The organism is Fructobacillus tropaeoli (genome assembly GCF_016860625.1).
Taxonomy (GTDB): domain Bacteria; phylum Bacillota; class Bacilli; order Lactobacillales; family Lactobacillaceae; genus Fructobacillus; species Fructobacillus tropaeoli.
The window spans coordinates 102,144-127,271 of the sequence record NZ_BOJU01000005.1; the positions used below are offsets into that span (position 1 = coordinate 102,144).

Below are 25,128 nucleotides of genomic sequence, written 5' to 3' on the forward strand. Positions count from 1 at the left end.
AACAAAAAACAGGAGGAAGTAATTTAGAATGGTACAGGCAATCGAAAATAACCAATTGAAACAGCTAACCGTGATCAAGCAAAGTGGCGAAGCAATGGCCTTTTATGCTTATAAGATCGACTTTATCCTGGAACACCTGAATTTATCAACAGAAACCGCTCAAGCCATAATGGCAGAATTGACCGAAACTTTGGCGAAAGCCAAGAAGGTCACGACTTCAGAAATTCGGACGCTCTTGAATGCTTGTTTAGAAAAACATGGCGAAGAAGAAGCCATCAACCAGTACCAAACGTATTGGGAAAAAGACAAACAAAAGTTCGCCGATGCTTCCAATGTTCAGAAGCGAATTGAAAAACTATTCGATAAGGACGCATCCGTCGTCCATGAAAATGCGAATAAGGATAGTCGGGTCTTTAATACCCAACGCGATTTGGAGGCTGGTGCTGCTAGCCGCGCACTCGGGATGCAAATGCTACCAAAGATGGTGGCCAAGGGACACATGCGTGGCGACATTCACTGGCACGACTTGGATTATTCACCGGTGACACCCGCTACGAATTGTTGCTTGATTGATTTTGACAACCTTTTGAACAACGGTTACAAGATTGGTAATGCCTGGGTTGATTCACCAAATTCAATTCAAACGGCAACGGCTCAGATGTCACAAATCATTGCCAATGTTGCTTCCTCCCAATATGGTGGGTGTTCGGCCAACCGAATCGACCAATTGTTGGCTCCTTTCGCCAAGAAGAATTATGACAAGCACTTAGTCGATGCCAAGAACTGGGTCACAGAAGAAAAGCAAGAAGAATATGCCAAGGCCAAGACTAAAAAGGACATCTATGATGCCATGCAAGCCTTGGAATACGAAATTAATACTTTGTATTCTTCCCAAGGACAAACACCTTTTACAACGATTAACTTTGGTTTAGGAACCAACTGGATTGAACGCGAAATCCAAAAGGCTATCCTTCAAATCCGAATCAAGGGTCTTGGTAAGGAACGACGAACAGCCATCTTCCCCAAGCTGACCTTTACGGTTAAGCGTGGCTTGAACCTCAACCCAAACGATCCCAACTATGATATCAAGCAATTGGCACTCGAATGCTCAACGAAGCGGATGTATCCTGATTTGCTGATGTATGACAAGATTATCGACATCACTGGTTCCTTTAAGACGCCAATGGGCTGCCGGTCCTTCTTACAAGGTTGGGAAGACGAAAATGGTCAAGAAGTGAATTCTGGTCGGATGAACCTCGGGGTTGTCACGGTGAACCTTCCTCGAATTTCACTCTTTGCGAAGCAAAACAAGGAACTCTTCTGGCAAATCTTTGATGAAAAGATTGCCTTGACTCATCAGGCCTTGGCTTATCGAATTGAACGAACGAAGGAAGCCGTACCAGAAAATGCGCCACTCCTGTATATGTATGGTGCCTTTGGTAAGCGTTTGAAGAAGACGGATAGCGTTGATGAAGTCTTCAAGAATGGTCGGGCCACGGTTTCGTTAGGTTACATCGGTTTGTATGAAACAGTTGCTGCCTTCTATGGTTCAAACTGGGAAGGAAACCAAGAAGCGCACGACTTTGCCGAGGAAATCGTCAAGCGGATGCATGATTACTGTGTTGAATGGGAAAAGGAAAGTGGTTATCACTACAGCCTTTATTCCACTCCAGCTGAATCGTTGACGGATACTTTCTGCGAGGCCGATATTGAAAAATTTGGCAAGATTGAAGATATTACGGAAAAGGAATACTACACAAATAGTTTCCACTATGATGTCCGTAAGCATCCAACGCCCTTTGACAAAATCAGCTTCGAAGAAGCCTTTCCAAAGTACGCTGCCGGTGGCTTTATCCACTACTGTGAGTACCCAAACTTGCGTCAAAATCCACAAGCCCTAGAGGCTGTTTGGGATTGGGCCTACGACCACGTTGGCTACTTAGGAACTAATACGTCAATTGATAAGTGCTTCAAGTGTGGTTTCTCCGGCGACTTTAAGGCAACGGCCAAGGGCTTTGAATGTCCACAATGTGGTAACCACGACCCACAGATGTGTGATGTGGTTAAGCGGACTTGTGGTTACCTTGGGAACCCACAACAGCGTCCAATGGTCCATGGCCGTCACGTTGAAATTGCAGCACGAGCAAAGCATTTAACACAGGAGATGATTACAGATGTCGCAAGCTACCAGAAAACCAAACAATCCGATGCCCAAAGAATGGACCGCAGAAGAGCTTAGTCAAGGCTTTATTGCGGACTACAAAGCCTTTAACTTTGTTGATGGTGAGGGTGTCCGGTGTTCCTTATATGTTTCTGGCTGCAAGTTTATGTGTCCAGGCTGTTATAACGTGGTTGCGCAAAACTTCCATTATGGCCAGCCCTATTCAATGGAACTTGAAGACCAAATTATTGAAGACTTATCCAAGGATTATGTTCAGGGCTTGACGCTATTAGGCGGGGAACCCTTCTTGAATACTCAAGTCTGCATCCAATTGGCCAAGCGAATCCGCCAGGAATTTGGTCACACGAAGGATATCTGGTCTTGGACCGGTTATACCTGGGATGAGTTAATGAAAGAAACGGATGACAAGCTGGAATTATTGTCTTTGATCGATATCTTAGTGGATGGTCGGTTCTTGGAGGAAGAAAAGGACCTCACACTCCAATTCCGTGGTAGTGCCAACCAGCGGATTATCGATGTGCCAAAATCACTTGACTCGGGTGAAGTGGTTATCTGGGATAAATTAGTACACTGATTTTTTGGTCGGTAAATTTTTAGTCGACGGATAGAGAGTATTAGCGGCCCACTATCTTTGAAAAATAAGTGGCTCAAAAGTTTCTAACTTTTTGGAACAAAATACTGACAATTAGGGGCTGCAAGGCCCTGCCGATGGAAAACACCGACAGGGATTTGTGGCTCTTGTCATCTCTTCTTGAATTTTAATCCAAATAAGTTGATAATGATTAGAAAATAATGATATTTATGAGAATAGGATGATAAATGAAGACGTTAAAAATTGAAGACCTCCATGTTCAAATCGATGGCAAGGAAATTTTAAAGGGTGTCAACCTGACGGTTAATACGGGTGAAATTCACGCCATTATGGGACCCAATGGAACCGGAAAATCGACCTTATCGCAAACAATTATGGGCCACCCGGCCTATCAAATTACCCAGGGGACCATCAAGCTGGACGGTCAGGACTTAAGTGAAATGAGTGTCGATGAGCGCGCTCGAGCTGGCTTGTTTTTGGCCATGCAATATCCGGCCGAAATTCAAGGCATTACGAATTTTGAGTTTATGCGTTCAGCCGTGAATGCCAGGCGCGCTGACGATGACCAGGTTGATGTCATGACTTTCATGAAGGAACTGGAAGAAAAGCGGAACTTTTTGTCGATGAATGCCGAGATGGCCAGTCGGTATTTGAACGAAGGCTTTTCCGGTGGTGAAAAGAAGCGCAATGAAATTCTGCAGATGCTAATGATTAAGCCAGCAATTGCCATTCTAGATGAAATTGATTCCGGTTTGGATATTGATGCCTTAAAAGTCGTTTCAAAGGGTGTTAATAGCATGCGTTCGGCTGATTTTGCTACCTTGATGATTACCCACTATCAACGCTTGCTCGACTATATCGTGCCAGATTATGTGCACGTGATGATGGGCGGTAAAATCGTGAAGACTGGTGGTCCTGATTTGGCCGAGCGCTTGGAGGGTGAAGGTTATGCAGCCCTGCGCGACGAACTAGGACTCGATATTACGCTGACAGACGAAGATGTACCGGTGGTGTGAGATGGAAGAGGTCAAAAGACAAATAATTGAAGAATTGCCCCTACCAGATTTTCCTAAGGTCCGTTTCCAACATTGGGGTTTGACGGACTTAGTGCCTGGTCAAGGACAGGCAGACCAGCCGTTGATGGCGCAAGCCGGAGAGACCGGGATTGAGTTAGCGGGTCTGAGCCAAACGTATTATGATTTGCCGGAGGACTTGGTTGAGGCCGGCGTCTTACTATTGCCATTGAAGCAGGCCAAACAGGACTATCCGGACTTGGTTGAACAAGTTTATGACCGAGTGGCCGAAACAAAGGACCGCTTGACGGCAGAAAACTTGCAAAGTGCTAACACGGGTCTCTTTGTTTACTTACCAGCCGGGGTAACGGTTACCGAGAATTTGAACCTCTTTTTGGCTCACTTGGGTGCAGACGGTGACTTGGTTGGCCGGGTAGTAATTTATGCCGATCAGAATAGTCAGGCACGAATCGTCAGTCAATTAGAGACGGCAACTGCTGGCATCAGTAATGTTTCCTTGGTGGTTGAGGTGTTGGCGGCTACTGGTGCCAAACTGACGATGGTTAACTTCGACCACTTAGACCAAGAGACGATCGGCTTTATTAATCGTCAGGCCGTTGTTGGCAACCAGGCGGAAGTGAATTGGGTCAATGCTGCCTTTAACGACGGCAACGTGATTAGCCAATTGACGACCAAGCTGGTTGGGGAAGGTGCCAAATCAGAAACCGGAGTGGCTGCGTTTACTTCGGGCAAGCAGGTCCAAGGTTTTAACACCGAAATCCAAAATATTGGTCGACACACGGTTGGGCATATTTTCCAACGTGGGGTGATTTTGAATAGTTCAAGCCTGATTTTTAATGGGATGGGGCGGATTATCAAGGGTGCCAAGGGATCCGATGCCCAGCAAGAATCACGGGTCTTGATGCTATCCAAGCGCGCTCGTGGTGAGGCGAACCCGTTGCTCTTAATTGACGAAAGTGATGTTACGGCCGGGCATGCGGCTTCGGTTGGCCAGGTGGATGACCAGCAACTCTACTATTTGATGAGTCGCGGTTTGACGGAACAAGTCGCCAGAAGGCTGGTTGTTCGTGGCTTTGTGGGTGAAATCCTCGCGAAAATCCATGATCAGAAGGTCGAAAATCAGGTCGTTGCGGCCATTGAAAGAAAGTTAAACAATGAAAACGGTACGAGATGACTTTACAATTTTAAATCGGCAGGTCAACGGCCATCCGCTAACTTACCTCGATGGGGCGGCGACAAGCCAAAAACCAGCCCAGGTCTTAGACCGGATTCGGGCCTATTATGACCGAGAAAACGCTAATGTTCATCGTGGCGTTTATACGTTGTCGCAAGAAGCAACGACCAGCTATGAAGGGGCGCGGGCGAAGGTAGCGGCGATGATTGGTGCGGCTTCCGCCAAAAATGTCGTCTTTACCAGGTCGACGACCGAAAGTCTGAATTGGCTGGCTCAGGGCTATGGATTCAACCAGCTGGAGGCTGGGGATGAAATCTTGTTAACCCAGCTGGAACACCACTCCAACATTGTTCCTTGGCAAGTGCTGGCCAAGGCGACGGGGGCTCGGTTGCGGTACGTTTCCCTGACGGACGAAGGCGAAATTGATTTGGCTGATTTTAAGGATAAGCTCAGTCAGAAGACGAAAATCGTCTCCTTTGCCCACGTTTCCAACGTTCTTGGTAGCCTGGCACCCGTCAAGGAAATGACGGCACTGGTCCATGAGGTGGGGGCGACGGTCATTGTTGATGGGGCCCAGGCAGTCGGCCATTTTGCCATTGATGTTTCGGATTTAGATGTTGATTTCTATGCCTTTTCTGGTCACAAAATGCTCGGGCCGACCGGAATTGGGGTGCTGTATGGGAAAACTGATTTCTTAGAAGCCATGACACCGGTGCAATACGGTGGGGAAATGATTGAGCGGGTAACACTAGAGGAAGCGACCTTTCAAGAGGTGCCCTGGCGCTTTGAAGCCGGAACGCCCAATATTGCCGGCGCTATCGGTCTCGGGGCAGCTGTCGATTACTTGAACGAGGTAGGTTTAGAGACAATCGCAGACAAAGAGGAAGAGTTGATGGCAGCTGCTCTGTCCGCCTTGGCAGAAATCCCTGATTTAACCGTGTATGGGCCACAGGACGCCAAAAATCATCATGGTGTTTTGTCCTTTAACCTAGCGGGTGTTCATCCGCATGACGTCGCCACCGTTTTGGATATGGCTGGCGTTGAGGTTCGCGCGGGGCACCATTGCGCCCAGCCGTTAATGGATTATTTGGGCATTCAATCGGCCGTCCGTGCCACTTTTGCCTTTTACAATAACCAAGAAGACCTTGACCGCTTTGTTTCGGCTCTGCGGCAGGCCCGGGAGTACTTTGTATGAATCAAGCAGACTTAGGAATTTTATATCGGCAGGTCATCTTAGACCATGCTAAAAATCCGCATCATTTTCGGACGTTGCCAGCCTCGGTTGGCCAACAGGTTGAAAAGTTTAATCCAAGCTGTGGGGATGTTTTACAAGTGCGAATGGTTGTTTTGGAAAATCAGATTCAAGACATGTCCTTTGATGGCGCGGGTTGTGCCATTTCGATGGCTGCAGCTTCGATGCTGACGGAACAGTTGATTGGGCAGAGTTTACCAGCGGCTCGGGAAAAATTAGCGGCATTTTCTGAATTATTAATGGCTGATCAGGGCCAGGGTCAGAACCAGGATGGCCTGTTCACCGGTGAAGGCCAATCAGCTGAGGCAAAAGGTGGGCAAGGTGAGGATGTTGACCTTGGCGAATTGTCGGCTTTAGCCGGGGTTCGCCAGTTTCCAACCCGACTAAAGTGCGCCACTCTCGCCAGCCATGCGGCGACTGATTTAATAGCCAAGATTGAGGGGGAGTAAGAATGGAAATCGATCGACAAGAAGACCTGCAGCGAACGCGGGCAGCCATCGGGGCCGATGAAGAGTATGCTCATGGATTTCATGATGACTACCAGGCAGTCTATTCGACCGGGCAGGGACTAAATGAAGAGATTATTCGTAAAATTTCGGCTAAGAAAAATGAGCCCGATTGGATGCTTGATTTTCGCCTTCAGTCTTACCAGGCCTATTTGACGATGCCAATGCAGGACTGGGGTCCAGACCTCTCCGAGCTGAATTTTGACGAAATCTATTACTATAACAAGCCAACCAACGGGAAATATCGGGATTGGGACGATGTCCCCCAAGAATTAAAGGATACGTTTGAGCGGTTGGGTGTTCCAGAGGCCGAACGGAAATGGCTGGCCGGCTCGTCTGCCCAGTATGAGTCCGAAGTGGTTTACCACCGGATGAAAGAGGAGTTCGAGAAGACGGGGATTGTTTTCACGGACACTGACACGGCTGTGCAGGAATATCCGGAATTAGTTCGAGAATATTTGGGTTCATTAGTGAAGCCCACCAATAATAAATTAGCTGCTTTGAACTCAGCTGTGTGGTCCGGGGGAACCTTTATCTATGTACCGAAGGGCGTTCATGTCACGACACCCATCCAGTCTTATTTCCGAATTAACACGGAAAAGGAAGGACAGTTTGAACGCACGTTGATTATTGTCGATGAAGGTGCTCATGTTGACTATGTCGAGGGTTGCTCCGCACCAACTTATTCGGAAGATTCCCTGCATGCGGCTGTGGTGGAAGTGATTGTAAAAAAGGACGGCTATTGCCGCTACACAACCATTCAAAACTGGTCGAATAACGTTTATTCACTGGAAACGAAGCGGTCAGCGGCTGAGGAAAACGCCACAATGGAATGGGTCGATGGGAACTTTGGCTCAAAGACAACGATGAAATATCCTTCGGTTTATTTGAATGGCCAGGGGGCCAGAGGCACCATGCTCTCGATTGCTGTTGCCGGTGAGGGTGTGAACTTAGATTCTGGTGCCAAGATGATTCATAATGCACCCAATACGTCCTCTTCGATTGTGTCCAAATCCATTGCCCATGATGGTGGATCAACTGATTACCGGGGAACAGTGAAGTTCGGTCGCGATTCGGCCGGCTCTTTTGCTCACGTTGAATGTGACACCATCTTGGTTGATGACCAATCATCAGCGGATACCATTCCTTATAATACTGTTTTGAACGGGAATGTCTCGATGGAACATGAGGCAAAGGTTTCCAAGGTTTCTGAAGACCAACTTTATTATCTGATGAGCCGGGGAATTTCGGCCGAAAAGGCAACCGAAATGATTGTCATGGGCTTTGTGGAACCATTTACGAAAGAACTGCCGATGGAATATGCGGTTGAATTGAACCGCTTGATGAAATTTGAAATGAGTGGATCGGTAGGTTAAAAAATGGATGCAGGAAAAAAAGAAGAAATCATGTTGGCCTTGAGTCAGGTGATTGACCCGGACTTTCGTGTGGATGTCGTTAATTTGGGCTTTATTAATGAAATTGATTTAAATGACCAGGGGTTGTGCTTAGTCAATATGACCTTAACCGTGATTGGATGTCCAATTATGGGCACTCTAGAAGAAATGGTCGCCGATGCCTTGAAAATTATTGATGGTGTCGAGGAAGTTAAGATTGAATATCGTTGGGAACCGGCTTGGTCGGTTGAAAGGATGTCACCATATGCCAAGGCCATGTTAGGCCTAAGTTAGAAAATAATGATAAAAACTTAATATTTTAATTGACATCTCATGAGCAAGGTATTATCATGATTATAACGAATCTAAGGGAGGAGAAAAATCATGAAGAACCAAGGCGTAATGATTGTTAAGACCATGCACAGCGCAAACTTGCTTGGCTTGTTGGGCAACCCCTAACGAGCCAAGGTTTTTAGCTGGCTGTTAGGGGGAACATCCTAATGGCTAGCCAAGGCAATTCATCTTTTTCTCTTTGCGGACTAGTCATTTTGATTAGCCCGTTTTTTTATTCACAAAGTGAGGGAAGAGTATGAAAAACCAGATTAGATTCTATGACACAACATTACGTGATGGCGAACAAACAATTGGTGTTAATTTCTCCATCGACGAAAAGGTCGCTTTAGCTAAAAGCCTTGAAAATTTTGGCGTTGATGCGATTGAAGCCGGTTTTCCGGCAGCTTCCGCGGAAGATTTCGAAGCAGTTGAGGCCGTTAGTGAGGCGGTTCAAGAGGCAGAAGTGGTAGGCCTAGCTCGGATGGTGAAAAAGGATATTGACGCTGCGATTGCAGCCACCAACAAGGCCAAGCACCAAGTCATTCATGTCTTTATTGCGACTTCGCCAATTCATCGCGAAACCAAGTTGAAGATGACCAAGGCAGAAATTATTGAAAAGATCCAAGAGGACGTTGCCTACACCAAGAGTCGCGTCGACAAGGTTATCTTTTCACCAGAAGATGCCACTCGGACGGAACCGGATTATTTGGTTGCAAGCATTGACGCCGCCATTGCCGCTGGGGCCACGACCATCAATATCCCCGATACCGTTGGTTATGATTTGCCCGAAGAATATGGTGAATTATTTGACTACCTTCATGACCATATCCAAGCCTTTGACCAGGTGACTTGGTCAACCCATACGCACAACGATTTGGGCTTGGCCAATGCCAATGCCTTGGCAGGAGTCGCCCATGGCGCAACAGAAATTCAAGGAACCATCAATGGGATTGGTGAACGAGCCGGCAACGTTGACTTGATTGAAGCGGCCGTCACATTGCAGGTTCGCCGTGACCACTGCCAGCAAACTATTGCCTTGAACTTGCAGCAAGCCACTAAAATCGCCCACCAAGTTGAAAACTATTCGAAGGTCAAGATTGCGGCGAACAAGGCGATTGTTGGTCGAAATGCCTTTGCCCATGAATCGGGCATTCACCAGGATGGGTACTTGAAAAACCCAGCGACCTACGAAATCTTGTCACCAGCCATGGTTGGTGCCAGTGCTTCCATGCCATTGGGCAAGTTATCAGGATCGCATGCTGTTTCAGCCAAGTTGAAAGAGTTGGGTTATGAGATGCCGATTGAAAACATTGCCCATCTTTTCCCAGCTTTTAAGACGCTAGCGGAAAAAGTTAGCATTGTTTCCGATGACCAGTTGATTGCCTTAGCTGAACAGGAGTTAGCAGAAGGGGTGGTGGCAAAATGATGGATCGTCAAAAGATTGTTGTCTTCGAAGGCGATGGTATTGGGCCAGAAATTATGGCGGCCGGCTTGGATGTCTTGGCCGCTGTGACACAGGGAACTGATTTTACTTATGAAACAGAATTTTTGCCCTTTGGTGGTCAGGCAATTGATCAGGTCGGCGAACCATTGCCGAATAACACGATTAACCAAGCCAAGCGCGCCGATGCCATTTTGTTGAGTGCCATTGGTGGGCCAAGGTGGAACGCCTGTCCAAAAAGGCCGGAAGATGGCTTGTTGGCACTGCGGTCTGAATTAGGACTCTTTGCCAACGTCCGGCCAACGGTTGTTGCCGATTCACAAATTGACCAATCACCTTTGAAGGGTGAGATTGTGCGCGGAACAGATTTCGTGATTGTGCGCGAGTTAACCTCTGGTGCTTACTTTGGTGAACCACGGTCAAAAACATTTGATCAGGCAATTGACACGATGTACTATAGCCGTTCCGAAATTGAGCGCGTCATGGTTTACGGTTTTGACTTAGCGCAAAGCCGTCGTCAGCACGTGACGATTGTTGATAAGTCCAATGTGCTGGCCACCTCGAAGCTTTGGCGGGAAGTTGGCCAAGCGGTGGCGCAACGCTACCCCGAAGTGACGGTCGATTACCGCTATGTTGATGCCACTGCGATGGCCATTGTCGCGGATCCGACTCAGTTTGATGTATTGATTATCCCGAATTTGTTCGGTGATATTTTAAGTGATGAGGCTGCTCAAATTACTGGCACGATTGGTCAAATTCCATCGCTTTCTGCTGGTGCAACCGGTCCGAAAATGTACGAACCAATTCATGGTTCGGCTCCCGATATTGCTGGTCAGGGGATCGCCAACCCCATTTCGATGATTAAAACGGTTTCGTTGATGTTGTCCCAAAGTTTCCACCAGGACAAATTAGCCAAGCAAATCGATGAAGCGGTTGAGCTAACCATCCGACGGGGACAGGTAACACCTGATATGGGTGGGACACTGACTACCAAAGAGGTGACGGAACAGGTCATGAATGCGATGCAAGAGGGGGTCTTCTCATGAGTCAAACACTTTTTGATCAGATTTGGAACCAACACGTTATCGCTGGTGAACCAGGGCAGCCACAGTTGCTCTACGTCGATTTGCACCTCGTGCATGAGGTGACGTCACCGCAACCCTTTGACGGGCTTCGGACCAGTAACCGGCGCTTGCGTCGTCCTGATTTAACCTTTGCAACGATGGACCACAATGTGCCCACCAAGAACCTTGAGAGCGTACAAGACGAAATGTCACGGTTGCAGATGGCCACCCTGGAAAAGAACTGTCAGGACTTTGGGGTGGAGTTGGCTTCCGTTGGGGATGAAAATCAGGGGATTGTCCACGTTGTTGGCCCAGAATTGGGATTGACTCAACCTGGCAAGGTCATTGTTTGTGGTGATTCTCATACCGCGACCCATGGCGCTTTTGGTGCCATTGCCTTTGGCATTGGTACCTCGGAAGTCGAACATGTGATGGCTACTCAGACAATTTGGCAAGTCAAACCAAAAACAATGGGCATTAAGGTTACCGGGCACTTACCCGCCAATACCTATGCCAAGGATTTGATTATGGCTTTGATTGCCAAGTACGGGGTTTCCTTTGGGACTGGGTATGCAATCGAATTCTTTGGTGAAACAATTGAAAATTTGTCCATGCCAGAACGGATGACGATTTGTAATATGTGTATTGAGGCTGGTTCGAAGACCGGGATGGTCCAACCAGACCAAACCACCTTTGATTATGTGGCAGGCCGTAAGCGGGCGCCAAAGGACATGGAAAAGGCCAAGGAAGTTTGGTCACAACTGAAAACGGATGATGAAGCAGCCTTTGACCGTTTGATTGAATTTGACGTTAGTGATTTGAAACCAATGGTGACCTGGGGAACTAATCCAGGAATGGCCATGGCCGTTGACGAAAAGACGCCGGCTATTTCGAATTCAGATGACCAGGCGGCCTATGACTATATCGGCTTACATCCGGGGATGGCTGCCGAGGAAATTCCACTCGATTATATTTTCATTGGTTCTTGCACAAATTCGCGGTATGAAGATTTGGTGGAGGCTGCCAAGATCATGAAAGGCAAGCATCTGGCAGCAAACATCACGGCCTGGATTGTGCCAGGCAGCCGGGCAATTCGCAATCGGGCAATGAAAGATGGTCTGGCGCAAATCTTTTTGGATGCTGGCTGCCAGTGGCGCGAACCTGGCTGTTCAGCTTGCCTGGCAATGAATGAGGATAAAATTCCAGCCGGCAAGCATGCTGCTTCAACTTCGAATCGGAACTTTGTTGGTCGACAAGGGAAGGGTTCCAAGACGCACCTTGCTTCACCAGCAATGGTGGCAGCCGCAGGTATTGCCGGTCACTTTGTGGACATTACCAAGATTCATGATACAGCCGAAGCGGCAATGGGGGTCTAAGATGCAGTCATTCGTGAAAGAAGTGGGACGGGCAGCCGTTATTGATGCCAATAGTGTCAATACTGATTTGATTTTACCCAAGCAATTTTTGAAAAATATTTTAAAGACGGGCTTTGGCAAGTACCTTTTCTGGGATTGGCGGTACCTTGCTGATGGCCAAAAGAATCCGGACTTTGTTTTAAACCAAAAAGACCATCAGGGCGTTTCGATTTTAATTACCGGCGATAACTTTGGCAGTGGTTCCTCGCGAGAACACGCTGTCTGGGCCTTGACTGATTTTGGCTTCCGGGCCGTGATTGCTGGTAGTTTTTCCGATATTTTTTATATGAACGCAACGAAAAATGGCCTCTTGCCGATTGTGTTGCCAAAGGCAGACCGTGATATCTTGATGACGGTTGCTGCGGATGAAGCCATCACCATCGACCTTGTCAACCAAGATGTTGCCATGGCCGACCGTCACTTCCATTTTGATATCAATCCCCAGTGGAAGGAAAAGTTCTTGAAGGGTGAAGATGATATCGATTTGACCATGAAGTATGCCGACCAAATCCAGGCATACGAAGACCAGCGTCAGGCGCTGGTGTGAGGGGGCAGACATGGATCAAGTAAGCGTTAGTCAATTAGAAAGTCGAATGAACACTAGTAGCGCTAGCCCGTTGTTTTATAAGGTGTTTACTTTAGTCGCTGCTGGGATGATCTTGGATGCGGCTGATGTCTACCTAGTGAGTGCCGTTAACTCCGTTTTGTTGAAAAATCACTTTGCAACCCTGGCACAGGGTTCGATGTTTCTCTCCGCTGGTTTTATGGGCCTCTTCTTTGGTTCCCTGTTAGCTGGCTACATCGGTGACCACTTTGGACGCCGAATTGCTTATCAAAGTAACTTGCTACTCTTTGGGTCAATGACCCTCTTGGGTGCCTTGGCACCAAATATTTGGACCTTGATTGTCTTGCGTTTTCTGGCCGCCATTGGTTTGGGTGCTGAAATCGTAACGGGCTTTTCACTGGTCAACGAATTTGCACCGATTGCTAGTCGAGGAAAATGGTCCGGTTTGGTATCAGTGATTGCCAATTCAGCCGCTCCACTGACCCTGTTGTTGTCAGCTTACGTGATTCCACATTACAGCTGGCGGATGATGTTTGTCATCGTTGGTGGGTTATCTCTATTACTCTGGATTGTCCGTCGTGGTTTTCCAGAATCACCACGGTGGTTAATCTCTAAGCACCGCTATCAGGAAGCGGCGGTCATTATTGATCGGTTAAATCAGGACCGTGATGGCCTGACAGACCGCAGCGAACAAAGCACGGTAGAAGAACCGGCAAAGCAAGCAACCAGTATTAAGCGAGGTTTGTTGGTAGCGATTGTTGCGGTCAGTGCCATTAATTTGGTCCAGTACACCTTTACTTCCTGGATGCCAACCCTGTTGGTTAAGCAGGGAGTTGCAGTAGCCCACTCGTTGGTTTTCTCGGCCGTGATGATGGTTGGCGCCCCATTTGGTGCTTTGCTCGGTGCTAGCTTGGTCGATTGGCTGGGTCGGAAAAAAGTCATCATCACGACCTTTATTTTTACAGCGGTTTGGGGACTGATTTATGCCAACCAACGTCAGGCAGAAGCTGTGATGGTTGTCGGCTTTATCTTAGTGCTGGCCATTTATGTCTTGATGTCTTCGATTGTCAGTGTTTACGTTGCTGAGCTTTTTCCAACGACTTTTCGTTTTCGGGGTGCCGGAATTGCCAACGCTGTGGCCAAGATTTTAACGGTCTTTACGCCTTATGTGGTAGCTTTTGCCCTGGCTTATTTGAAGGCCAGCGTTATCTTTTGGTTTATCGCAGCGGTTGCATTGATTGCGGCGGTGATCGTGGCCATCTTTGGACCGGAAACGAAAAAAGTGGCCATCGAGTAAGCAACCAAGTAAATGTAGCAATCGAAACGAGGGGGATGCCGGCTGGCATCCAAGGAATTTTTGCAGGTAAAATCAGCAATCGCAAAAAAGTCGACGCCACAATAAGCGTTTGACAGCGAGCGTTAGTTCAAAAAGAGGAGAAGAAAATGACTGAAACGATGACAAAGACGATGACGAAGCAAGTGCACTGGAACGGGCATGTCCAAGAAGAGGCCATGACCATTTTGCAGGCGGGCAAGGGGATGATTGTCAGCCCAACCAAGGTTGGTTACATCATTATGACTACGGATAAGGCAGGCTTGGAACGGAAGTTTTCCGCCAAAAACCGTAAGCGCAATAAGCCCGGCGTTGTTTTGTGTGGTTCCATGGCCGAGTTGGAAGAATTGGCCGAAATGACACCGGAAATCAGAGACCTGTACCAAAAGCATTGGGACCAAGACATCTTGCTAGGCTGCATCTTGCCTTGGAAGAAAACGGGGATGGCCCAATTACCAGATGATGGTTGCCAAGAATTGATGATGGATCAACGCCAGACGAGTTGCTTTGTCATCAAATTTGGCCGACCAAGTGAACAAATTGCCAAGGAATTGTGGGAAAAGAATCACCAATTTGCCTTTGCTAGCTCTGCCAACCCATCAGGACAGGGAAACCGGGGCTTGGTTACTGGTATTGGTGAACGAATCGAAGAAGCCACTGATTTGGTGATTGAGGCCGATGATTACGTGGCTTCAATTCAACCGGATAAGAACATCGACACCCGCTACGAGCAGGGGGTAATGGTTTCGATGGTTGACGAAAATGGACATTTGATTCCAGAACAAAACAATCAGGTGGGCATCCAGCCATGCCCAATCGTGATTCGGAAAGGACTTGATATCGACAAAATTATGGCCAACATGGCACAGATTTTTATGAGTTTTGATTATCGCCATGGTTTTTATTACTGAAGTAGCTTTTGGGAAGTAGAAAAGAGGAGCAGTATTTATGGCAGACAGTCACAGTTGGAAGTTCGACATTAGCCGTTATGGAGCCTTTATTTTGGGTATCTTGGCTCTGGGCATCGTGTTTTTGAGCACGGGGATGAGCAAGTATCCCCAGTTACTCGGGATGGCCGGCATTTCGTTTACCTTTGGCCTGCGCCACGCCTTTGATGTTGATCACATTGTCGCTATCGACAATATGACCCGGAAAATGTTAAATGATCACAAGAATACGAGAGGGGTTGGGTTTTCCTTCTCCTTCGGGCATTCTTTGGTCGTGGTGTTGTTGACCCTATTGACGGTACTTTTTGTTGAATGGGCCGATCATTCCTTGCCAATCTTGGAGTCCGTTGGTGGGATGTTTGGGACCATGATTGCCGCTGTGATGTTGTTAATGTTGGCCTGCTTTAATACCTTTATCCTGCGTGGTATTTGGAAAAATTTCCGACAAATGAAGAAGGCGGCTTTGGATCCCGATAACGAGCAATTAGCCGCTGAATCACGGATTTACCGCTTGTTCATGAAGATGTTGAACCTAGTGAACCACAACTGGCAAGTGGCCATTGTTGGTTTCTTGTTTGGTTTGGGCTTTGATACGGCAACGCAGGTGGCGGTCTTGGCCACATCGGCGACGGCAACGACTGCCGGTGTCCCTTGGTACGCCATCTTATCTGTACCGCTGTTCTTTACCGCGGGAATGTGCTTGATGGATACGCTGGACGGCTTCTTCATGTCAACAACCTACAATTGGATTATTTCAACTTCTTACCGAAAGGTCTACTTTAACCTGATTTTGACAAGTATCTCGATTATTGCTGCCGGCTTTATCGGTGTCGTCGACTTGATTCAATCAATGTCAGCCATGTTCCGCTGGGACAACTTCTTGACCAAGTGGGCGGGTGCCCTAGATTTCAACGAATTAGGCATTATTTTGGTGGTGATTTTCGTTGTTGCCTGGGCAGTTGCTTTGCTGATTTGGAAGCTCATGAACCTGTCGAAATATGATCAGGTCGAATCATAATCTTTTGAAAAATCAGCGCACCAATGGCCGTCGCCCGATTGTCTTTGATAAAAGTACTTGCAATTTTTTTCAGATGCGCTTACAATTATCACATTCATGAGGACGAGTAATCGGTACAAGTCTGCTAGAGACGTCACGGTTGGTGAAAGTGACGGGCGAAGCCGGTGAAAACTCCCTCAGTAGTGGCCTTTGAGTAATGCGTGAAATGAAGCCCGGTTGTCAGCCGTTATCTTGGCAAAAGAGTGTTGTCTAGGTCTTTTTACTTAGGCAAAACACGGGTGGTACCACGCAACAAAGCGTCCCTAGAGATTTCTAGGGACGCTTTTTTTGTTTGGCCAGCCGCGTGGAGGAGAAACAGATGGAAAATGGAAAAGAATTAAAGCGGTCATTGTCATCGTTCCAGATGGAAATGATTGCCCTTGGTGGCACAATTGGTGTTGGACTCTTCTTGGGGTCATCATCGACCATCAAGTGGACGGGAACGTCCGTCTTGCTAGCCTACCTATTGGCTGGGTTGGTCTTATATATTGTCATGCGGGCGTTGGGTGAGATGCTCTACGTGAAGCCAATTGTTGGATCATTTGCCAACTATGCAACGAAGTATATTCATCCGGTTGCCGGTTACCTAACCGTGTGGGCGAATGTCTTCCAGTGGTTGACGGTTGGAATTTCGGAAACAATCGCCGTCGGCGATTACATGCACTACTGGTGGCCAGGTGTGCCAACCTGGGTAACGGGCGTGATTGTCTTAATCCTGTTGACGTTAACGAACTTGGTAACGGTGAAAGCCTACGGTCGATTGGAAGCATGGTTCTCAATCATTAAAGTTTTGACGATTGTCTTTATGATTATCTTAGGACTGTTGATGATTGTCTTTGGCTTTGGGAATCATGGCCATGCCATTGGTTTCTCAAACCTTTGGTCACACGGACCATTCTTTGCCCACGGCTTCAAGGGATTCATGTTTGCCTTGTCAATCGTGGTCACTTCTTACCAAGCTATCGAAATCATCGGGATTACGGCCGGTGAAGCGGCCCACCCGCAAGAAGCCATTGTGAAGTCGATTAAGTCGATTGTTGCGCGAATCCTGATTTTCTACGTTGGGGCAATTTTTGTGATTGTGACGATTTATCCTTGGGATAAATTAGACACAGTCGGTTCACCATTCGTTGAAACTTTCGCCAAAGTTGGAATTACGGCTGCTGCCGGAATCATCAACTTCGTGATGTTGACGGCTGCCGCATCGGCCTTGAATTCTGGCCTGTTCTCATCATCACGGATGTTGTACACATTGGCACAGCAAAAGGAATTGCCACCAGTCTTCTTGAAGTTGTCAAAGAACCGCGTGCCAGATGTTTCCGTGATGGCCATGTCGATTGGAATTTTACTGGGAATCGTCTTAAACGCCGTCTTACCACTTTTTTGGAAGGGGTCCGAAAACATCTTCGTCTTGGTTTACTCGGCTTCAACCTTGCCAGGAATGGTGCCATGGTTTGTCATCTTGATTTCTCAAATTAAGTTCCGCAAGGAAAACCCAGACCTGATGAAGGGCCACCCATTCATGTTGGCCTTGTCACCATGGTCGAACTACTTTGCAATTTTCTTCCTATTAATTACTTTGGTCTTCATGGTGATTAACCCAACGACTCGGGTACCATTGGCCATTGGCTTTGGTTTCTTGTTCTTTATGGGGCTCTTGTACTTCTGGACGCACCGTAACCAGCAAGAAGTGAAGTAAAAATCAGCTTCACTGACAAAGTCGTCTTGGTTGCTTAATTGGAAGCGTTTTAACCGAGATGATGGTTGCCAGTAATTGGCTGTCTGCCACCTTTCATACTGAAATTGTTTGGTATAGATAATTATTTTATCTAGTGTTGACATTCAGGGGGGCAGTCTGTAATATATATTAGGGCTCACATTTAATGTGAAAATCTTTTATGGCTCCCAAGCTACTGCTTGGGAGCCTTTCTATTTTATTTAATGAATTTCGGCTAAAACCATAGCAAAATTCAGTGTGTCAGGCAAAACATAGGAGGCATTATGGCAAAAAAGCAAACCAAGTATATTTTCGTCACCGGTGGGGTCGTTTCCTCCCTTGGAAAGGGAATCGTAGCAGCTTCTTTGGGTCGTTTGTTGAAAAACCGCGGCTTGAAGATGGCAATTCAGAAGTTGGATCCTTACATCAACGTTGACCCAGGTACCATGTCTCCATACCAACACGGGGAAACGTATGTAACGGGCGATGGTCTTGAAACTGATTTGGACATGGGCCACTACGAGCGTTTCATGGACATCAACACGAACATGTACTCAAACGTGACGACTGGTCGGATTTATTCAGAAGTTTTGGCCAAGGAACGTAAGGGTGACTACCATGGTGCAACTGTCCAGGTTATCCCACATATCACAAATGCCATCAAGGACAAGATTGTGAAGGCTGGTGAATCAACTGATGCCGATGTTGTTATCGTCGAAGTTGGTGGAACGGTTGGTGATATCGAATCATTGCCATTTATCGAAGCCTTGCGTCAGATGAAATCAGACTTTGGTAACGAAAACGTCTTCTACTTGCACACATCATTGATTGTTTACTTACAAGCAGCCGGTGAGGCAAAGACAAAGCCAACACAACACTCTGTTTCACAGTTGCGTTCATTGGGTATCCAACCAGACATGTTGGTTTTGCGGACACAACACCCATTGACAGATGAAATGAAGACAAAGTTGGCAACCTTTACGGATGTTAACCCACAAGCCGTTATTGAATCACGCGATGTGGACACTTTGTACGAAATCCCTTTGAACTTGCAAGCACAAAAGATGGACCAAGTGGTTGTGGATAAGTTGAAGTTGGATGTGCCAGAAGCCGACATGACGGAATGGAAGGCCATGGTTGATGCCATCGAGCATCCAAAGAAGACGATCCATGTTGCCGTTGTTGGTAAGTATACTGATTTGCAGGATGCTTATATCTCAGTGAACGAGGCGTTGAAGCACGGTGGTTACTCACAAGACACTGATGTTGAAATTGCCCACATTAACTCTGAAACAGTGACGGAAGAAAACGTTGCTTCCTTGTTGAAGGATATGGATGGCATCATGGTTCCTGGTGGCTTCGGTCCTCGTGGAACAGAAGGTAAGATTCAGGCAATTCGTTATGCCCGTGAAAACAACATTCCATTCTTGGGTGTCTGCTTGGGGATGCAATTGGCCTCTGTTGAATTTGCCCGTGATGTCTTGGGTTATGAGGATGCCAACTCAATTGAGTTGAACCCTGAAACAACGCACCCAATCATCGCCTTGATGGATGACCAGAACCAAGTGACTGACTTGGGTGGGACACAACGTCTTGGCTTCTACCCAACTTGCCTGTTGGAAGGCACAAAGACTGCTGCTGCTTATGGTAACAAGTCCGAAGTTGACGAACGTCACCGTCACCGCTACGAATTTAACATCAAGTACCGGGACGAATTTGAAAAGGCTGGTATGGTCTTCTCAGCAACATCACCTGATAACAAGTTGATGGAAGTCATCGAATATCCAAAGAACGACTTCTTTATTGCTGCTCAATACCACCCAGAATTTATTTCACGGCCAAACAAGCCAGAAGGTTTGTACAACAGCTTTATCACTGCAGCTGTGGCCTATAATGAAAAGTAAGCACCAAGCTGATTTTTTAATGAATGCTTTGTTTTGAAGACAAAAAGGTCGCCATATTATTTGGCGGCCTTTTCGTACATAGAAGTCGTGGGGGTATAATAAAGTTATGTTAGCCAATATCTCAAAACACCTTGAACAAAAACTGCTCCTCTTACCAGATGAACCAGGTTCTTATCAAATGAAGGACCGTTTGGGCAAAATTATTTATGTTGGTAAGGCCAAAAACTTGAAGAACCGGGTGCGGTCATATTTTAAGCAGGACCATACTGGCAAGACGGCCGAACTGGTTGCCAACATTGTTGACTTTGACTTTATCGTGACCAATTCCGATAAAGAAGCCTTCTTGTTGGAAAATGAGTTAATTAAGAAGTATAAGCCCTATTACAACATTCGCTTGAAGTATGGAACGGGCTATCCATACATCAAGATTACCCGCGAAACTGATCCACGAATGGCCTTGGTTTCAGAGGTTAAGAAGGATGGTGCCTTTTACTTTGGTCCTTATCCTAACGTGTATGCTGCCCAGGAAACGCTCCATTTCTTGGAAAAGAATTACCCACTAAGGCGGTGCAAGGGTCGCCAAGGTCGTCCTTGCCTCTATTATTCGATGGGCCAGTGTTTGGGTGCTTGTTTTCGGGATGTTCCCAAGGCGGAATATACGGCTCAGGTTGACCGAATTAAGCGCTTTTTGTCCGGTGATACCAAAGTCGTGAAACGCCAAATTGAAAAGCAAATGGGTCAGGCTGCTGAAAATTTGGAGTTTGAGCGAGCAGCTGATTTACGTGACCAACTGAAGTATATTGATGAAACAGTTGAAAGCCAGCGAATATTGTCGAATGATTCAACGCCACGCGATATCTTTAACTTTTACCTAGATAAGGGATGGATTACGGTTTCCGTGATGTTTGTTCGGCAGGCCCGCTTGATTCGCCAGAGTAAGCAGACCTTTGCCGTTGTTGGTGATGGGATTGATGAATTTACGACCTTTATCCAGCAATTCTACCTACAAAAGAACATCCAAAAGCCCAAGGAAATTTTGGTGCCAAAGGGTGTTGACCATGATTTGCTAGCTGCTGCTTTGGATATTCCGGTGCGCACGCCTGTCCGCGGTGAAAAGAAGGACCTGCTCGACTTGGCGGAAAAGAACGCCAAGATTGCCCTGGATGAAAAGTTCCGCCTGATGGAACTGAATGAGCAAAAGACTTCGGGGGCCATGAAGGAAATTACCGATGCCCTTGGGATTTCAATGGGCCACCGAATTGAAGCCTTTGATCATTCTCATACCCAAGGGGAAGAGATTGTGTCGGCGATGGTGGTCTTTGAAGACGGTCGGCCAAACAAGGATATGTACCGGAAGTATAAGATTAAGTCGACTGATCATGCCGATGAGTGGCTAGAAACGCAAGAAGTTATTCGGCGACGTTATTCCCGCCTTCTGAAAGAAGGGGCTGAGATGCCGGACCTGATTTTAATGGATGGGGGCATCATTCAGCTTCATGCGGCCAAGGAAGTTTTGGAAGATGAGCTGGGCCTTGATGTACCGATTGCGGCCATGGTTAAAAACGATAAGCACAAGACAGCTGATTTGATTAACGGTAAGACCGAAGAGGTCGTGCGCTTAGACCACCAGTCGCAGGGCTTCTTCTTGGTTCAACGAATTCAAGATGAGGTTCACCGCTTTGCCATTACTTTCCACCGCCAGTCACGGTCGAAAAAATCTTTGTCTTCGCGTCTGGATGCGATTGCGGGTGTTGGTCCAAAAACCAGGCAAAAGCTGTTGACCAACTTTGGTTCCATCACCAAGATTGAAGCGGCCAGCATCGAAGAGCTTGAAGCTTTGGGATTGTCGTCCAAGGTTGCTCAGCTAGTCCATTGGTCACTGTCGGAGCAAAAGTCTTAAGGAAAATCAGTTTAATTAGCTAGTCATATTAGAATGGTTTTATATGATGCAGGCAACCATTGGCGTTTTACCCCCGGTTTGCAGTATATTGGTAGTGTTGACACAATTGATGGGTGACGTCAAAATTTTTGCTATGGTGAAGAATCAGGTCATTTTTGTCCTGATTTGACGTCTTCTGGGCAGAAGTGTAGGCAAAGAGAACTTTCTGTGATACACTTAACTGTCTAGATTCATTGGATTAAAAAAGGAGTAGCGCATTGCGCGCGAATACAAATGGCATTTGTTGATCAAGCACAAGTTGAGCTAAAAGCAGGTAAGGGTGGCGATGGAATCGTTTCCTTCCGTCATGAAAAGTTTGTGGCCATGGGTGGTCCCTTCGGTGGGGACGGTGGCCATGGTGGTTCCATCATCTTGAAGGTGGATGAAGGACTACGAACTTTGATGGATTTCCGTTATAATCGTCACTTTAAGGCCCAGTCTGGAGGCAATGGTGGGACCAAGGGGATGACCGGTGCGTCTGCAGACGACCGCGTGATTAAAGTTCCCCAAGGGACTATCGTGACCGATGCTGATACCGGTGAGGTATTGGGTGATTTAGTGCGCCCTGATCAGACATTATTGGTTGCTCGTGGTGGTCGTGGTGGTCGTGGTAATATTCGTTTTGCTACACCAGCTAACCCAGCTCCTGAATTATCTGAAAACGGTGAGCCAGGTCAAACTCGACAAATTAAGTTGGAACTGCGAGTTTTGGCTGATGTTGGTTTGGTTGGTTTCCCATCTGCTGGAAAGTCAACTTTGTTGTCAGTGGTTTCAAATGCGAAGCCAAAGATTGCGGCTTACCACTTTACAACGATTGACCCGAACATCGGGATGGTCCGCTTGGGCGATAACCGTGACTTTGTCATGGCTGATTTGCCAGGGTTGATTGAAGGGGCTTCACAAGGTGTTGGATTGGGATTCCAGTTCTTGCGTCACGTTGAACGGACTCGCGTCATCTTGCACTTGGTTGATATGTCTGGCATTGAAGGACAGGATCCCTATGTTCAGTACAAGAAGATTTTGACTGAATTGAAGGAATATGATCCAACGATTTTGGAGCGACCACAAATCGTGGTTGCTACTAAGATGGACATGCCTGACTCAAAGGAATTGTTTGCGAAGTTCCAAGAACAGGTTCAAGCAGATTCTGGTTTGGCCAAAATGCCTGAAATTGTTTCGATTTCAGCTGTCACTCACGATGGCGTTGATTCGCTTTTGCGCAAGACGGCCGACTTGTTGGATCAAGCGCCAGTACCAACGGCTTACCAACAGGAAGAAGAAACAACGGAAGAGAAAATTTACCAGTACAAGAAGCAAACGCCTGTCGTTTCCGTTGATTGGGATGATGAACTTTCTTGCTGGTTGATTTCTGGACCGGAAGTCGAAAAACTTGCCGCCATGACGAATATGCAACGTGAAGCAACGATTATGCGTTTTGCCCGTCAACTCCGCCATATGGGTGTTGATGATAAGTTACGCGAAGCTGGCGCCGAAGACGGCGACGATGTTCGAATTAATAATACAAACTTTGTCTTTGAATATTCTGAATAAGCCAAAAACCATTGGCTACCTTTCAGTCGAAAAAGCCCACCTACAAAAATCGTAAGGCGGGCTTTTGTTATAATAGAGGTGAATTTTAACGACGGGTGGATTGCCGCCGAAAAAATCGTCACCAAGAATAGGAAAATAAAGAATGATTTTACCGGAACTTGCCAATTTATTTCATGAACAATTTCAAGAAGAAACGCCGATTCAGAAGGCCCTTTTTGACCGAATGACTGCCGGTGAATCGGTCTTCGGCCTGGCACCGACTGGTTCTGGGAAGACGCTAGCCTTTGCTTTGCCGGTGTTGTCACGGATTGATTTGACGGCCAAGCAGAGTCAGGTTCTGATTTTAGCACCTTCACAGGAATTAGGGGCACAATTGGCCCAGGTTATTCGCCCATATGCGAGCGAGGTTGGTGTCAAGGTCGCCGCCTTAATTGGTGGGGCCAACGGTAAGCGCCAGGCTGATAAGTTAAAGAAGGAGAAGCCGGCCATCGTGGTCGGGACTCTTGGCCGAATCTTAACGATGATTGATGGTGGGGCGCTGAAAACCAAGCACCTGAAAACGTTAATTGTCGATGAGGCCGATGCCACCTTGAACGAGGAACATCAGGAAGACTTAAACGCTTTAGCGGATGCACTTCCTCAATTGGACCAAGTCGCGCTTTTTTCAGCTACCTCGGGTGTCGACTTGGCCTGGGTCAAGGAACTTTTTGGCCACTCTGTGAAGCCGGTTTCCGTGGAAAATCAGGCACCAAAAACGATTGACCATACCTACTTGCACGTTGATGCCAAGGCAAACCACAAGGTTTTGATTGAATTAGCTCGTCGACACCAGCAAGCCTTGGTCTTCTTTAACACCATTGGGGCCTTGGTTGCCGCACAAGCAGCCTTGCGCCACGAACATGCTTCCGTCATGTCCGTTGGGAACAACGAAAAGTCGCACTTAAAGCGGGCCGATGCCCTCCAATCGTTTAAGAAGGGCAAGCTCGACTTGTTGCTGGCAACCGATGTAGCTGCCCGTGGTCTTGATATCCAGGGCTTGCCATTAGTGGTCAACGCGCAAATTCCGAATAACTTGACGACCTACCTTCACCGAACTGGTCGAACAGGACGAGCGGGTCTTTCCGGCCAAGTGCTGAACCTTGGTAACGACCACGATATTCGCAAGTTGAAGCAGTACTTGCCAGAGGAAATCAGCCTGGAAAAGTTTGACTGGGCCGCAGCCGATGAAAAGCAACAGGAAGCTAAGAAGTTGCAAAAGGCGATGGCGACAGTGACAGATGATGGTGCTGATTTGGCCGAAGAAAAGCAGCCACGTGCTGAAAAGAAGCGGCCTACCAACCCTCAGGATGGCAAAAACCGCAAAGCCGATAAGAAGAACCGCCAAAAGCAGTCCGAAGAGAAACGCGAACTGACTTCCAAGGAAGCCGCTAAGGCGAAGAAAAAGCACCAAGCACGGAAGAAGAAGGATAAAGGTAAGCCAAAGTGGGCTAGCCGACCTCAGGATTCGAAGTAATCTAATTGGGATGCCGTTTTTTCAAGTGCGGCCAACTGGTAGTTGTCTGATGACAGCAAGCCGAATCGGTGGCCATTATCGCTGTGCTATAATGAAAACAATATGAACTTATTGACAGATTATCCAAAAGATAGTCGGGCAATCGTGCCTGGCTATTTTTTGTTATAATATTTCTTGAAAATATTAATGAAATTTGTTGATTTAACCAGTAATCG

20 protein-coding genes and 1 other annotated feature are annotated in these 25,128 nt (G+C 47.1%); all 20 genes read left to right on the plus strand.

Going from position 1 to position 25,128, the window contains the following annotated elements; all coding sequences use genetic code 11:
- Positions 1-28: 28 nt before the first annotated feature.
- The 20 genes from nrdD (at position 29) to FT12353_RS07575 (ending at position 24,913) form a co-directional block, all read left to right on the plus strand.
- Positions 29-2,239 (plus strand): anaerobic ribonucleoside-triphosphate reductase, encoded by a 2,211-nt coding sequence (nrdD, locus tag FT12353_RS07480; RefSeq protein ID WP_203619296.1) that lies wholly within the window; start codon positions 29-31, stop codon positions 2,237-2,239.
- Positions 2,175-2,756: an anaerobic ribonucleoside-triphosphate reductase activating protein gene (nrdG, locus tag FT12353_RS07485; RefSeq protein ID WP_203619297.1), complete on the plus strand. Its 582-nt coding sequence runs from the start codon at positions 2,175-2,177 to the stop codon at positions 2,754-2,756. The genes nrdD and nrdG overlap by 65 nt, the downstream gene beginning before the upstream one ends.
- A gap of 245 nt (positions 2,757-3,001) precedes the next feature.
- Positions 3,002-3,790, plus strand: a complete 789-nt coding sequence (gene sufC / locus FT12353_RS07490) for a Fe-S cluster assembly ATPase SufC (protein WP_203619298.1) — start codon at positions 3,002-3,004, stop codon at positions 3,788-3,790.
- Between the two features lies 1 nt (position 3,791).
- Complete coding sequence (gene sufD, locus FT12353_RS07495; RefSeq protein WP_203619299.1) at positions 3,792-4,982, plus strand: Fe-S cluster assembly protein SufD; 1,191 nt, start codon at positions 3,792-3,794, stop codon at positions 4,980-4,982.
- Positions 4,963-6,177, plus strand: coding sequence for a cysteine desulfurase (locus FT12353_RS07500; protein ID WP_203619300.1), 1,215 nt, complete (start codon positions 4,963-4,965; stop codon positions 6,175-6,177). The genes sufD and FT12353_RS07500 overlap by 20 nt, the downstream gene beginning before the upstream one ends.
- Positions 6,174-6,683 carry a Fe-S cluster assembly sulfur transfer protein SufU gene (sufU, locus tag FT12353_RS07505; protein WP_203619301.1) on the plus strand — a complete coding sequence of 170 codons (510 nt, stop codon included), beginning with the start codon at positions 6,174-6,176 and terminating at the stop codon, positions 6,681-6,683. The genes FT12353_RS07500 and sufU overlap by 4 nt, the downstream gene beginning before the upstream one ends.
- A gap of 2 nt (positions 6,684-6,685) precedes the next feature.
- Entirely contained in the window at positions 6,686-8,116 is a 1,431-nt protein-coding gene (gene sufB / locus FT12353_RS07510) for a Fe-S cluster assembly protein SufB (protein WP_203619302.1), read from the plus strand.
- A 3-nt stretch (positions 8,117-8,119) separates the two neighbouring features.
- The gene (locus FT12353_RS07515) at positions 8,120-8,428 is read left to right on the plus strand and encodes a metal-sulfur cluster assembly factor (protein WP_203619303.1); all 309 of its coding nucleotides are present in this window, start codon (positions 8,120-8,122) and stop codon (positions 8,426-8,428) included.
- A gap of 295 nt (positions 8,429-8,723) precedes the next feature.
- Entirely contained in the window at positions 8,724-9,893 is a 1,170-nt protein-coding gene (locus tag FT12353_RS07520) for a 2-isopropylmalate synthase (RefSeq protein WP_203619304.1), read from the plus strand.
- On the plus strand, positions 9,890-10,954 hold the full coding sequence (gene leuB, locus FT12353_RS07525; RefSeq protein ID WP_203619305.1) for a 3-isopropylmalate dehydrogenase: 1,065 nt from the start codon (positions 9,890-9,892) through the stop codon (positions 10,952-10,954). Before FT12353_RS07520 ends, leuB begins: the two co-directional genes overlap by 4 nt.
- Positions 10,951-12,348 carry a 3-isopropylmalate dehydratase large subunit gene (gene leuC, locus FT12353_RS07530; RefSeq protein ID WP_203619306.1) on the plus strand — a complete coding sequence of 466 codons (1,398 nt, stop codon included), beginning with the start codon at positions 10,951-10,953 and terminating at the stop codon, positions 12,346-12,348. The genes leuB and leuC overlap by 4 nt, the downstream gene beginning before the upstream one ends.
- 1 nt (position 12,349) lies before the next feature.
- Entirely contained in the window at positions 12,350-12,934 is a 585-nt protein-coding gene (leuD, locus tag FT12353_RS07535; protein ID WP_203619307.1) for a 3-isopropylmalate dehydratase small subunit, read from the plus strand.
- Positions 12,935-12,944: 10 nt separating this feature from the next.
- Entirely contained in the window at positions 12,945-14,249 is a 1,305-nt protein-coding gene (locus tag FT12353_RS07540; RefSeq protein ID WP_203619308.1) for an MFS transporter, read from the plus strand.
- 170 nt (positions 14,250-14,419) lie between these two features.
- Positions 14,420-15,196, plus strand: a complete 777-nt coding sequence (locus FT12353_RS07545) for an L-threonylcarbamoyladenylate synthase (protein WP_203619359.1) — start codon at positions 14,420-14,422, stop codon at positions 15,194-15,196.
- Between the two features lie 37 nt (positions 15,197-15,233).
- Positions 15,234-16,250 (plus strand): HoxN/HupN/NixA family nickel/cobalt transporter, encoded by a 1,017-nt coding sequence (locus tag FT12353_RS07550; RefSeq protein ID WP_203619309.1) that lies wholly within the window; start codon positions 15,234-15,236, stop codon positions 16,248-16,250.
- 84 nt (positions 16,251-16,334) lie between these two features.
- Positions 16,335-16,557: a binding site (T-box leader), on the plus strand.
- A 51-nt stretch (positions 16,558-16,608) separates the two neighbouring features.
- Positions 16,609-17,988 (plus strand): amino acid permease, encoded by a 1,380-nt coding sequence (locus tag FT12353_RS07555; RefSeq protein WP_203619310.1) that lies wholly within the window; start codon positions 16,609-16,611, stop codon positions 17,986-17,988.
- Between the two features lie 302 nt (positions 17,989-18,290).
- Positions 18,291-19,910, plus strand: coding sequence for a CTP synthase (gene pyrG, locus FT12353_RS07560; protein ID WP_059393611.1), 1,620 nt, complete (start codon positions 18,291-18,293; stop codon positions 19,908-19,910).
- 106 nt (positions 19,911-20,016) lie between these two features.
- The gene (gene uvrC, locus FT12353_RS07565) at positions 20,017-21,810 is read left to right on the plus strand and encodes an excinuclease ABC subunit UvrC (RefSeq protein ID WP_203619311.1); all 1,794 of its coding nucleotides are present in this window, start codon (positions 20,017-20,019) and stop codon (positions 21,808-21,810) included.
- 273 nt (positions 21,811-22,083) lie between these two features.
- Positions 22,084-23,400, plus strand: coding sequence for a GTPase ObgE (obgE, locus tag FT12353_RS07570; RefSeq protein WP_203619312.1), 1,317 nt, complete (start codon positions 22,084-22,086; stop codon positions 23,398-23,400).
- Positions 23,401-23,542: 142 nt separating this feature from the next.
- Entirely contained in the window at positions 23,543-24,913 is a 1,371-nt protein-coding gene (locus FT12353_RS07575) for a DEAD/DEAH box helicase (RefSeq protein WP_203619313.1), read from the plus strand.
- Positions 24,914-25,128: the final 215 nt, after the last annotated feature.

Excerpts from the sequence above, each read along its gene's own strand:
- leuC (WP_203619306.1), top strand. The coding sequence starts at position 10,951 with ATGAGTCAAACACTTTTTGATCAGATTTGGAACCAACACGTTATCGCT.
- FT12353_RS07575 (WP_203619313.1), top strand. The coding sequence starts at position 23,543 with ATGATTTTACCGGAACTTGCCAATTTATTTCATGAACAATTTCAAGAA.
- leuB (WP_203619305.1), top strand. The coding sequence starts at position 9,890 with ATGATGGATCGTCAAAAGATTGTTGTCTTCGAAGGCGATGGTATTGGG.
- FT12353_RS07555 (WP_203619310.1), top strand. The coding sequence starts at position 16,609 with ATGGAAAATGGAAAAGAATTAAAGCGGTCATTGTCATCGTTCCAGATG.
- FT12353_RS07545 (WP_203619359.1), top strand. The coding sequence starts at position 14,420 with ATGACGAAGCAAGTGCACTGGAACGGGCATGTCCAAGAAGAGGCCATG.
- sufD (WP_203619299.1), top strand. The coding sequence starts at position 3,792 with ATGGAAGAGGTCAAAAGACAAATAATTGAAGAATTGCCCCTACCAGAT.
- leuD (WP_203619307.1), top strand. The coding sequence starts at position 12,350 with ATGCAGTCATTCGTGAAAGAAGTGGGACGGGCAGCCGTTATTGATGCC.
- nrdG (WP_203619297.1), top strand. The coding sequence starts at position 2,175 with ATGTCGCAAGCTACCAGAAAACCAAACAATCCGATGCCCAAAGAATGG.
- sufU (WP_203619301.1), top strand. The coding sequence starts at position 6,174 with ATGAATCAAGCAGACTTAGGAATTTTATATCGGCAGGTCATCTTAGAC.
- FT12353_RS07550 (WP_203619309.1), top strand. The coding sequence starts at position 15,234 with ATGGCAGACAGTCACAGTTGGAAGTTCGACATTAGCCGTTATGGAGCC.
- nrdD (WP_203619296.1), top strand. The coding sequence starts at position 29 with ATGGTACAGGCAATCGAAAATAACCAATTGAAACAGCTAACCGTGATC.
- sufB (WP_203619302.1), top strand. The coding sequence starts at position 6,686 with ATGGAAATCGATCGACAAGAAGACCTGCAGCGAACGCGGGCAGCCATC.
- FT12353_RS07540 (WP_203619308.1), top strand. The coding sequence starts at position 12,945 with ATGGATCAAGTAAGCGTTAGTCAATTAGAAAGTCGAATGAACACTAGT.
- obgE (WP_203619312.1), top strand. The coding sequence starts at position 22,084 with ATGGCATTTGTTGATCAAGCACAAGTTGAGCTAAAAGCAGGTAAGGGT.
- pyrG (WP_059393611.1), top strand. The coding sequence starts at position 18,291 with ATGGCAAAAAAGCAAACCAAGTATATTTTCGTCACCGGTGGGGTCGTT.
- FT12353_RS07500 (WP_203619300.1), top strand. The coding sequence starts at position 4,963 with ATGAAAACGGTACGAGATGACTTTACAATTTTAAATCGGCAGGTCAAC.
- FT12353_RS07515 (WP_203619303.1), top strand. The coding sequence starts at position 8,120 with ATGGATGCAGGAAAAAAAGAAGAAATCATGTTGGCCTTGAGTCAGGTG.
- sufC (WP_203619298.1), top strand. The coding sequence starts at position 3,002 with ATGAAGACGTTAAAAATTGAAGACCTCCATGTTCAAATCGATGGCAAG.
- uvrC (WP_203619311.1), top strand. The coding sequence starts at position 20,017 with ATGTTAGCCAATATCTCAAAACACCTTGAACAAAAACTGCTCCTCTTA.
- FT12353_RS07520 (WP_203619304.1), top strand. The coding sequence starts at position 8,724 with ATGAAAAACCAGATTAGATTCTATGACACAACATTACGTGATGGCGAA.